The organism is Myxococcus vastator (assembly GCF_010894475.1).
In the GTDB taxonomy this organism is placed as follows: Bacteria; Myxococcota; Myxococcia; order Myxococcales; family Myxococcaceae; genus Myxococcus; species Myxococcus vastator.
Map to the genome: position 1 here is coordinate 1 of NZ_JAAIYB010000325.1, position 9,826 is coordinate 9,826.

A 9,826-nucleotide genomic window follows, 5' to 3' on the forward strand; every position below is an offset into this window, starting at 1 on the left:
GAGGGTGGGCAGCTTCAGCCGGGCGAGGTGCTGGTGGCCGAGATGACGTCGCCGGACTGGGTCCCCACCATGCGGCGGGCCGCCGCCATTGTCACGGACCGAGGCGGCATGACGTGCCACGCCGCCATCGTCAGCCGGGAGCTGCGCAAGCCCTGCGTCGTGGGCACACGCACCGCCACGCGCACGCTGCGAGATGGCGAAGCGGTGACGGTGGATGGCTCGACGGGAGAGGTCCGGGAGGGCGCGGAAGCGCCACGTCCGCGGGCGGTGGAGGCGACCGCCAGCGCGCCCACGGTGGGCACGGCCCCGGTGCTGGCCACGCGCCTCTACGTCAACCTGGCCCTGCCCGCGCAGGCTCGCGAGGCCGCGGCGCTCCCGGTGGATGGCGTGGGCCTGCTGCGCGCCGAGTTCATGCTCACCGAGGCCCTGGGCGGTGTGCATCCGCGCAAGCTCATCGCGGAGGGCCGGAGCGGCGAGTTCGTGGAGCGCATGGCGGGGGCGCTGCTCCAGACGACGCGGGCCTTCCATCCGCGCCCCGTGGTGTACCGGACGACGGACTTCCGGACGAACGAGTTCCGCGGCCTGGACGGCGGCGCTGCGTTCGAGCCCGAGGAGTCCAACCCGATGATTGGCTTCCGGGGCGCCTACCGGTACCTGCGCGAGCCCGACGTGTTCAACCTGGAGCTGGAGGTGCTCGCGCGGGTCCGCGAGCAGACGCCCAATCTCCAGGTGATGCTGCCCTTCGTGCGCACGCTCTGGGAGCTGGAGGCGTGTCTGGAGCTCATCGCCCGCAGCCCGCTGGGGCGGCAGCGGGGCTTGAGGAAGTGGGTGATGGCGGAGGTGCCTTCCATCGTCTACCGCCTCCACGACTATGCGAAGTGTGGGATTGATGGCGTGTCCATCGGCTCGAATGATTTGACGCAGCTCATGCTGGGCGTGGACCGGGACTCCGAGTCGTGCGCCGAGCTGTTCGACGAAGCAGACGCCGCGGTGCTGGCCGCCATTGGCGACATCATCCGCGGGTGCGAGGAAGCGGGCCTGACGTCCTCACTGTGTGGGCAGGCGCCGTCGAACCGGCCGGACTTCGCGGAGCACCTGGTGCGCGCGGGGATTACGTCCATCTCCGTGGACCCGGCGGCGGTGCTCGCGGCGCAGCGGGTGATGGCGGCCGCGGAGCAGCGGCTGCTGCTGGCGGCCTCGAAGCGGGCGACGCTTTAGGGCTGCCAGGTCCGGCCGCGGTGGAGGCTGTCGTGCCGGAGGTGGTGCTTGTTCCAGAGCAGGTAGGGGAGCAGCGCCAGCGTGCGCAGCACCAGGTAGACGGCCAGGAAGGGCGCCAGCCGCAGGTCCTGGTAGCTGGCCGCCGCGACGGCGAGCGCGATGGAAGGATTGCCGAAGACGGCCGCGAGCGCGAGCGTGGTCCTGTCTTGAGGCCGGGGTCCTCCCGCCAAGTGGCCCAGCAGCGCGGAGCCCAAGGTCATCACCAGCATGCCCAGCACCATCCACCCGCCCACGTCGCGCAGCCTCGGGCCGCTGATGAGCAGCAGGACCAGGATGGCGACGACGAACACGGCCTTGAAGAGCCACAGCATGGGACCCATCAGGCGCCTGGCCAGACGCGGCCGCCAGGCGCGCAGTGACCAGCCCGCGGCGAGCGGTACGAGGAAGGGCAGCATGACGCGCTCGAGGAGCTGGAGGGTGGGCGGGGCCTTGAACACGGCGGGGAAGAACCCGCTGAGCAGCCGGAGTGAGAGCGGCAGGCACACGATGGCCGCCAGGGACAGGGTGAGGGACAGCGCCACGGTGAGGCTCAAGTCTCCACGCTGCCGGTAGGCTGCGATGGCGACGCTGGGCACGCCAGGGCTGACGGCCATCAGCAGCAGGATGCCGCCGGCGATGGGAGGAAGGGGCAGGAGGTGCACCACGAGGAGGGCGAGCAGCGGGACTCCCAGCAGGATGAGGGGGAGGCCTCGCGCGTAGGCGGGCAGCCGCATGGCGTGCTTCACGGCGCTCGCGTCGACGGCGAGCCCGAGGACGAACCCCATGAGCACGACGAGGTGCCGGACCGCGAACTCGACTCCGTGCCGCACGCTCAGCGCGGCGGTCACCTCGACGTCCATGGCTGGAGGATGCGCACGGCGCGCCTTGTCGGGCACGTTGGGGCGGCCAGCCGTGCGCGCGTTCCTCGAAGTGGCCGCGGAGTCAAGGGGGCGGACCTCACCCCTGGGAGGGATGGCCGCCAGGGCTCCCTCGCCTTGAAATCACCTCCACGCCCGGACGCCTCGCAAGCCCGGGCAGGGGGACGTGCCATGGACGCGAACCATCTGCTGGAGCTGGTCAAACGCTATCAGGACAACAAGGCGTTCATCTCCAACGAGGAGACCGCGAAGATCGCGCTGGTCGTCCCGTTCATCCGGAGCCTCGGCTACGACCCGAGCGTCCCGCGGGAGGTCCGCCTGGAATACACGGCGGACTTCGTCCAGGGAGACGGCAAGAAGCTGCCGGACCGCATGGACTTCGCCATCTTCGACCAGACGGGCACCAAGCCGCTCATCGTCATCGAGACCAAGCCCCTGGGCACCGACCTCAAGGCCCGCGCGCAGCAACTGGCGCGCTACTTGTCGCAGTTGCCGGAGCTCCACTTCGGCATCATCACCGACGGGTGCCACTACCTCTTCTTCGGAGACCTGGAGAACCCCAACGTCATGGACCCGGAGCCCTTCTTCACGTTCTCCCTGGAGGACACGAAGTCGGACTGGGTGAAGGTGGCCAAGTTCCTGTCCAAGTTCAGCCGTGAGGCCTTCAACGCGACGACGCTGATTACGGACGCGGAGAACAGCCGCTACCGGCAGGGGATGATTGACAAGCTCGCGTCCGCCCTGAAAGCGCCCGGTGAGCACGAGGCCTTCCTCAGGTGGCTCACGGAGGACATCTACAAGGGCAAGCGGACCACCGCGGTGATGGAGCGGCTCGCGGACGTCGCGAGGGAGGCCATCGAGCCGACGCTGCTGCGGGTCATGGGCGACGACTTCCTGAACAAGCTCAAGGAGCGCATCCAGCGGCTCAACGAGGGCGCGGAGCCCGCGGTGGCGCAGGAGGGCGCCAACGTGGTGAAGCCGGATTCGGCCAAACCCTTCGAGCCGGAGGGCCGCGCCGCGCCCGACGAGAAGGGCCGCGCCGCCGTGGAGACCACCGAGACGGAGCTGGAGTTCTTCGGCGTGGTGCGGGACATCTGCGTCAAGAACGGCCACGCCGCCGAGGACATCCTCTACCGGGACACGGCGTCCTACTTCAACGTGTCCTTCAAGCGGCCCACGAAGTGGTTCGCCCGGTTCTTCGGCAATGGCAAGCGCAAGAGCATCGTCACCTGGGTGCCGGTGGACGAGGCCCGCGCCATCGCTGCGGGCTTCGAGGTGGAGGCGGCGCCCGCGGGACTGGGCACCAGCCGCGTCTTCATCGAATCGGTGCCCCAGGTCTGGGCGCTGAAGGCGCTGGTGATTCGGAGCCTGGAGCTGTCCAAGACGGTGCGTGACGAGCCACCGCCTCCAGACGCCGCCACACAGGAGGACGGGAAGCCCGCCCTCAAGGTCATCACCGGCTGACTCAGCGCTTCGTGACGTGGATGTTGAAGTCGCCGCTGCCCAGGCTGCGCCACAGGCGCAGCCACAGCGGGAGGAAGGCCTCCGTGCCCCGGGCGGTGGTGATGTCCCCCAGGTCGATGACGTGCTTCCAGCCAAAGCCCTCGGTGAGGAGCTTCGTCACCAGGGCCTTGGCCTCCGCGTCATTGCCGGACACGAAGACGTCGTGGTCTCCCGGCACGCGCGCCGGGTCCACCATCACCTGGCAGTTCATGGTGTTGAGCGCCTTGACCACCCTGAGGTCCGGGAAGGCGCGCTGGAGCTGCTCGCCCAGGGAGTCATCCGGCGCCGTGTAGAGCACGGGCGGCATGCCCTTGCTGCTGTCCAGGGGATTGGCCACGTCCACCAGCACCTTCCCGCGCAGCGCGGCCTCGCCCACCGACTTCAGCACCTCCAGGGAGACGCTGCCCTGGGTGCAGTTGAACAGCAGCTCCGCGAACTCGGCGGCGCTGGCGAAGGTGCCTTGTGAGGCCCTGGCGCCGGCCTGGCGTACCCAGGCCGCGGCCTTGGCATTGTCGGGGGTGCGCGAGCCCATGCGGACCTCGTATCCCAGCGCCACCAGCTTGCTGCCCAGCGCCTCGCCCACCATGCCCGTCCCCAGGATTGCGATTCTCATGTGTCGTCTCCTCGTCGTGTGGTGGCCACGGTAGTCGTCGACCCGCGGTCGCGGGAGGCCCGTGGGAGTTGAGTCATCGTCAACCCTGGGTTGACAATGCGCGGCATGGACCTGTTCACCGGAGTCGTGCCCTTCCTCCATGTGGCGGAGGCCCGGAGCTTTCGAAGGGCCGCGGAGCAGCTGGGCATCACCGTGGCCGCGGTGAGCAAGGCGGTGCGGCGGTTGGAGGACTCGCTGGGCGTGCGGCTCCTGGAGCGCACCTCGCGGCAGGTCTCGCTGACGCCCGAGGGAGCGGCCTTCCTGGGTCACGCCCGGGAGTCAGTGGCCCAGATGCGCGCCGCGCACGAGGAGCTGGCGCGGGCGCACCGGGCGCCGCGGGGGCCGCTCACGGTGTCGCTGCCCTTCATCCTGGGGCCGTGGCTCTTGCCGTGCCTGGCGCGGTTGCAGGCGCGCTACCCGCAGCTCACGCTGCACGTCCGCATGAGCGACCGGCTCAGCCGGCTCGTGGAGGAGCAGGTCGACGTGGCCATCCGCCTGGGCGACCTGGAGGACTCCGGCCTCGTGGCGAAGCGGTTGCTGCGCACGCGCTGGATGACGCTCGCGGCGCCGTCCTACCTGGCCCGGCACGGGACCCCCGAACGCCCGGCGGACGTGGCCCGGCACACCTGCCTGAAGTTCGTGGACCCACGAGGCCGCGCCCGGGAGTGGCGCTTCCAGGAGACGCCGGGCGGGCCGGAGCGGGTGGTGCGCACGGACGGCGCCATGGACGTCGACTTCGGTCCGGCCCTGCTGGACCTGGCGGCGGCGGGCGCGGGCCTCTGCCAGGTGCTGGACTTCATGCGCGACGCGCGGACGCAAGACGGCACCCTGGTGGAGGTGCTCGCGAGCTACGCGGCCGAAGGGCCTCCGGTCCACGCGGTGTTCCTGGCGGGCCGCCGCGCCGTGCCCAGGGTCCGGGTGCTCCTCCAGGCGCTCTCCGAGGCGCTGGGCGCTCCGCCGGAGCAGGCGCGCGGCGCCGCCCCCGCCGCGCAGCGCCGCGCCGGGCGGAGGTCCGCGCCGCGCTGAGCGGACCTCTGGAGGGGCGCGGTGCTCACGCCGCCGCGCGAAGCGACGTGAGCCCCATGGCCTTGAGGGCCAGCACGCCCACCACGGCGAAGGCCTGCCCGCCGAGCAGCGCGACGCCCAGGGTCGTGAGCTCCTGGGCGTGCATGACGACGAGCAGCACGCTGCCCACCACCCAGGCTGTGTCCACCAGGACGTGCACCAGGGCCGCGCCCAGGACGGGCTGCTTGAGCCCGACCCAGAGGTTGAAGGCCGACCATGGCAGCAGGAAGAGGCCCACGCCGAACAGGAAGCTGGGCGGCAGCGTCCACCCCGCGAGCTGGGTGAGGGTGGGCGCCAGGAGCAACAGGGCCACGCCCATGAGGAGCGAGGCGGCGGCGTCGAAGCGGTAGACGAAGCGGGGATTGCGAAGCAGGTGGAGCATCATCTGGGCTCTCCGAGTGGGTGGGAACGGGAGCACAGTGTTCCTGGCAGGGAAGGTTCTCAATTACCTCGAAGGTCATCGTCCCGCGTCACGCGCTGGGGCAGTCTGGGCTCGGAAAGGGACACGGCGATGATTGGACCCCTGCTCAAGGAATGGAGAACGCTGCGCGGCAAGAGCCAGCTGGCCCTGTCGCTGGAGGCGCAGGTATCGGCGCGCCACCTGTCGTTCCTGGAGTCGGGCCGCTCCGGAGCCAGTCAGGACATGGTGCTGCGGCTGGCGGAGGCCCTGGGGCTGGGCCTGCGGGACCGCAACGCCCTGCTGGTGGCGGCGGGGTTCGCGCCTCAGTTCGGCGAGCGCGGCTGGCACAGCGCGGAGCTGGCGGAGGTCCGGCGGGCCGCGGGGCTCATCCTCGCGTCGCATGAGCCGTATCCCGCCATCGTGGTGGATTCGACCTCGACGGTGCTCGATGCGAATCCGGGCGCGCTCGCGATGATGGGGCAGACGCGCGAGGCGCTGGGACACGTCAACCTGATGGACCTCGTCTTCGTGCCCGGGCCCGTGCGCTCGGCCATTGGCAACTGGGAGGAGATTGCTGGGTATCTGCTCCACCGGCTGAGGGAGGGGGTTCGCATGCGAGGCCCCCGCTCACCCGTGGCGTCAGTCCTGGCCCGTGTCCTGGCGCAGCCAGGTGTCGAGGCGTTGACCGCGCTGCGGCCCGCCAACGCCGGCTCGGTGCTGGTTCCCTTGACGTTCACCCGGGAGGGCGCGACGACCCACTGGTACACCACGCTCACCAGCTTCGGCGCCCCCCAGGATGCCCTGGTGGAGGAAATCACCATCGAGCAGTTCCATCCGATGTGATGGATGATTCCCCGCGGGCCGCATCGTTGCGTCTGGCGCGGTCCATGTCCAACTGAAGGGGAGCGCCGGGGACGGCGGCCATCCAGCCAGGGAGTCAGGCATGTTCGGAGACACGAAGGCGTTCAGCGGCTTCTCGGTGCGCGACGTGGCGGCGGCCCGGAAGTTCTACGGTGAGGCGCTGGGTCTGAAGACATCCGAGTCGGACGGCATGTTGACGCTGCACCTCGCGGGCGGCGTGGACATCCTCGTCTACCCCAAGGACAACCACACCCCGGCGTCGTTCACGATTCTCAACTTCCCCGTGGCGGACATCGACAAGGCGGTGGAGGAGCTCACCCGCCGAGGCGTGCGCTTGGAGCGGTATGACGGCTTCGACGCGGATGCGAAGGGCATCGTCCGCGGTGACATGGGGCCGCCCATCGCGTGGTTCAAGGACCCTTCGGGCAACGTGCTGGCCGTCTTGCAGACGCTGGCCTGAAGGAGGGAGCCGAGCGTCTTCCGCGGCGTGTGGGGCCCGTCGGGCAATCAGGGAGTGCGGGGCCCGCTGGTCAGCGTGTGCCACTGTCCGTCGTGAATCCGCCCGATGGTGTGGTCCGCGAAGGACCAGACGCCGTCGGAGGCACCCCGCAGCACGGTGAACTGCAACGGCGCTTCTTTCTGGAGCTTCAGGGGGCGCAGCGTCTGGCCGGACGCATGGTCGATGCCGGCCAGATGCGCGACGTAGAGCGTCCCCCGGTGCGCCGCGATGCCCCAGTAGTCACGGTCCCCGTCGACCGGCGTGAGGTCGCTCCATTCGTCCCCGCTGCCCGTCATCACGGCTCCGCTCTTCCCGCAGAGGGCGTAGCCCTGCTCCAGCTTGCAGATGGCGGTCAGGGCGGTGTGGATTGGCAGTGCCAGTATCTGCCACGTGCTGCCATTGAAGTGGGCGGCGTAGCCATCGGAGGCCACCGCGATGAAGTCCTCGCGGCTGTTGCCGGCGAGGTCCTCGATGGTGACAGGCTCTCCGTCCACCGTCAGGGGCGGAAGGGAGTCGAAGCGCTCGCCGTTCAAGCAGTACACCTGGCCTACGGAGCCGGCGCAGAGCACGTCTCCGCCGAGCACGCGAAGGCGGCGCAGTGGCCCCTTGTGGGTGACCGCCCCGTTGGCGAAGGGCTTGCGCGACGCGCGGAGCGCATCCCGCGTCTTGGGCGACTTCCAATCGAAGCGGACGACGGTGCCGTTCTCCCCCAGGACGTAGGCCTCTCCGCCCGGGGTGGCGTCCACCGACAGGATGGCCTCGTTGGAGAGGCCGAACTCCAGCCATTCGCCGTCTCGTCGGACGCCGACGCGATTCTTGGGCGCGTCCTCGTCATCGCCCACGGTGCAGGCGGCGATGACCACGCCAGGGGCCGGGCTGACGCCTTCCTGGATGAAGGCGTCCTGAAGGAACTCGGCATCGGGGATTCCAGGCATGGCGACGGCTTCCTCGTGCGGAGGCCCCGGCCCGGGATGGACGGGCCGAGGCGGAACCGCTGCGTTGTAGGTCGCCGAACGTATCACCCGCGGTGGACGCAGGGGCCCGTGAGAACAGCGGGCCCGCCTGCGTCAGGGACGCACTTCGGTTCGGCGGTGAATCCCCATGTCCGTTCTTGGCGTGGTGGTCGTGCTGGCTCCCAGGCTCTTCTTCCACGGGAAGGTGAGTGCCAGCGCGATGCCCGACAGACCCACGATGGAGTAGATGAGCCGGCTGAGCGCGCTCATCTCTGTTCGTGTATCGCCGCCGAACAGCGCGTTCACGAGGTTCCAATTGAAGAAGCCAATCAGGCCCCAGTTGATGGCGCCGATGATGGCCAGGACGGCCATCGCCTTGGCGATCCCTCCTCTGGTTCGGTCCGCGTCCGCTCGTTCCATGGCTCGTATCCTTGGCTAGGTGTGTTCCACTCGTGCAGGTGGGTGATGCCTCCCGGATAAGGTGTTGCTCCGGCGCGTCCTGGCTACTCCACCGGCATTGATTGTCCGGCTCGGTGCTTCGACTGCCGTGCGGCTCAGCGGGAGGAGGGGTCCGTCAGTCGCTCGGGAAGGCGCGCGACGAGGAGGTCGATGGCCGCGCGCACCTTCGAGGTCAGGTGCTTGCTCTGGGGCCACACCGCGTAGATTTCATTGTCATAGGGGCGCTGCGTCTCCAGCACCTCGACGAGCCTGCCGCCGCGCAGGTGCTCCGCGATGAGCCAGCGCGGGAGCCACGCCAGCCCGGCCCCCTGCACCGCGGCGTCCATGATGGTCTCCACGTCGTCGAAGCGCAGGCGCGCCTGGACGGTGATGCGCTGCTCGCCACCCTGGCCGTCCGGAAAGCGCCAGGGCTTGTTGACGCCGTTGCGGCCGTAGACGACCGCGTCGTGCTGGCTCAGGTCCTCGAGTGTCTTCGGGCGGCCATGGCGCTTCAGGTAGCCGGGCGCGGCGCAGACGGACATCGTCTGGACGCCCAGCCGGCGCGCCGTCAGTCCCGCGTGGTCCGCTAGGAGTGTGTAGCGGTAATGGGGTTGAAAGCGAGGCCGGACGAGAGACGCCGGTCCGCCGCTGGGTGCGGCAGGCCGCTACGCTGCCGTCATGCGGAAGAGCTTGAGGAGGTTGTGGGTGGCGCAGATGAGGGCCCACTCCTCCCGGGCGGCCGTCAGGCCTCGGCGCAGCAGGGCACGAATACCGCGTGCCTCTTTGATTTGGCCGAAGACGGGTTCCACAATCGCCTTGCGCATCCGGTACACCTCCTTGCCTCGCTTCGTCGCCAGCTTCCGGGCCATCCGCTCCTTCGGGGTGAGTCCCGAGGGCGGACGGCCTCTGACTTTCGGTGGCGCGTCTCCATGCTTCTGGCGGCCGGTGGCGAGGTACGGCTCGACGCCCACCGACTCCAGCCAGCGGACATTCTTCGCCGAGAAGTAGCCCGCGTCCGCGCTCAACTTGCCTGGCACTTCTTCGAGGTGAGCGGCCACCCGGTCCACCAGCGCCGGCAGGTGCTCGGCGTCCGGAGGCTGGTTGGTGAGGGCCTGGGCGACAATCACCTGGTGCGCCGAGTCCACCGCCGCCTGCGCGTTGTAGGCCTGCTCGAAGCTTGCGCCCTTCTTCATGATTCGGCTGTCGGAGTCGGTGAAGTTGCGCTGCGCCTTCGGCGTCGGCTTGCCCTCGGCCGTATGGGGCACGGTGTGGCTGGGCAAGTCCTGGACGGACGGGGGCGCGTCGTCGTCATCATCCTTG

At 69.7% G+C, this 9,826-nt stretch carries 12 protein-coding genes; 5 read left to right on the forward strand and 7 right to left on the reverse strand.

Annotation, left to right across the window (positions count from 1 at the left end):
* A partial coding sequence (locus G4D87_RS26575; RefSeq protein WP_240358633.1) for a putative PEP-binding protein occupies window positions 1-1,218 on the forward strand: 1,218 nt, incomplete at its 5' end.
* Here the strand turns inward: G4D87_RS26575 and G4D87_RS26580 are convergent.
* On the reverse strand, window positions 1,215-2,117 hold the full coding sequence (locus tag G4D87_RS26580) for a symporter (RefSeq protein WP_163785217.1): 903 nt from the start codon (window positions 2,115-2,117) through the stop codon (window positions 1,215-1,217). The genes G4D87_RS26575 and G4D87_RS26580 overlap by 4 nt on opposite strands.
* Before the next feature lie 189 nt (window positions 2,118-2,306).
* On the opposite strand from G4D87_RS26580, the gene G4D87_RS26585 reads away from it, so the two are divergent.
* Window positions 2,307-3,599 carry a type I restriction enzyme HsdR N-terminal domain-containing protein gene (locus tag G4D87_RS26585; RefSeq protein WP_163785218.1) on the forward strand — a complete coding sequence of 431 codons (1,293 nt, stop codon included), beginning with the start codon at window positions 2,307-2,309 and terminating at the stop codon, window positions 3,597-3,599.
* 1 nt (window position 3,600) lies between these two features.
* On the opposite strand, the gene G4D87_RS26590 is transcribed toward G4D87_RS26585, so the two are convergent.
* A complete protein-coding gene (locus G4D87_RS26590) occupies window positions 3,601-4,251 on the reverse strand; it encodes an NADPH-dependent F420 reductase (protein WP_163785219.1) in 651 nt (216 codons plus the stop codon).
* Window positions 4,252-4,356: 105 nt separating this feature from the next.
* Here G4D87_RS26590 and G4D87_RS26595 point away from each other — a divergent pair, with 105 nt between their 5' ends.
* Complete coding sequence (locus tag G4D87_RS26595; protein WP_163785220.1) at window positions 4,357-5,316, forward strand: LysR family transcriptional regulator; 960 nt, start codon at window positions 4,357-4,359, stop codon at window positions 5,314-5,316.
* A gap of 25 nt (window positions 5,317-5,341) precedes the next feature.
* Here the strand turns inward: G4D87_RS26595 and G4D87_RS26600 are convergent, their stop codons facing one another.
* On the reverse strand, window positions 5,342-5,740 hold the full coding sequence (locus G4D87_RS26600; protein ID WP_163785221.1) for a hypothetical protein: 399 nt from the start codon (window positions 5,738-5,740) through the stop codon (window positions 5,342-5,344).
* Window positions 5,741-5,866: 126 nt separating this feature from the next.
* Between G4D87_RS26600 and G4D87_RS40030 the strand changes: the two genes are divergently transcribed.
* Window positions 5,867-6,598 carry a helix-turn-helix domain-containing protein gene (locus tag G4D87_RS40030; RefSeq protein ID WP_163785222.1) on the forward strand — a complete coding sequence of 244 codons (732 nt, stop codon included), beginning with the start codon at window positions 5,867-5,869 and terminating at the stop codon, window positions 6,596-6,598.
* A gap of 100 nt (window positions 6,599-6,698) precedes the next feature.
* The gene (locus G4D87_RS26610; protein ID WP_163785224.1) at window positions 6,699-7,076 is read left to right on the forward strand and encodes a VOC family protein; all 378 of its coding nucleotides are present in this window, start codon (window positions 6,699-6,701) and stop codon (window positions 7,074-7,076) included.
* Between the two features lie 47 nt (window positions 7,077-7,123).
* Here G4D87_RS26610 and G4D87_RS26615 read toward each other — a convergent pair whose 3' ends face one another.
* The 4 genes from G4D87_RS26615 to G4D87_RS26630 form a co-directional block, all read right to left on the reverse strand.
* Window positions 7,124-8,050 carry a hypothetical protein gene (locus tag G4D87_RS26615; RefSeq protein WP_163785226.1) on the reverse strand — a complete coding sequence of 309 codons (927 nt, stop codon included), beginning with the start codon at window positions 8,048-8,050 and terminating at the stop codon, window positions 7,124-7,126.
* Window positions 8,051-8,182: 132 nt separating this feature from the next.
* Window positions 8,183-8,488, reverse strand: coding sequence for a DUF378 domain-containing protein (locus G4D87_RS26620; RefSeq protein ID WP_163785229.1), 306 nt, complete (start codon window positions 8,486-8,488; stop codon window positions 8,183-8,185).
* A 134-nt stretch (window positions 8,489-8,622) separates the two neighbouring features.
* Window positions 8,623-9,078 carry a LysR substrate-binding domain-containing protein gene (locus G4D87_RS26625; RefSeq protein WP_275902303.1) on the reverse strand — a complete coding sequence of 152 codons (456 nt, stop codon included), beginning with the start codon at window positions 9,076-9,078 and terminating at the stop codon, window positions 8,623-8,625.
* A gap of 93 nt (window positions 9,079-9,171) precedes the next feature.
* Window positions 9,172-9,826: transposase (locus G4D87_RS26630; protein ID WP_205507734.1), on the reverse strand; the 655-nt coding region annotated here is incomplete at its 5' end.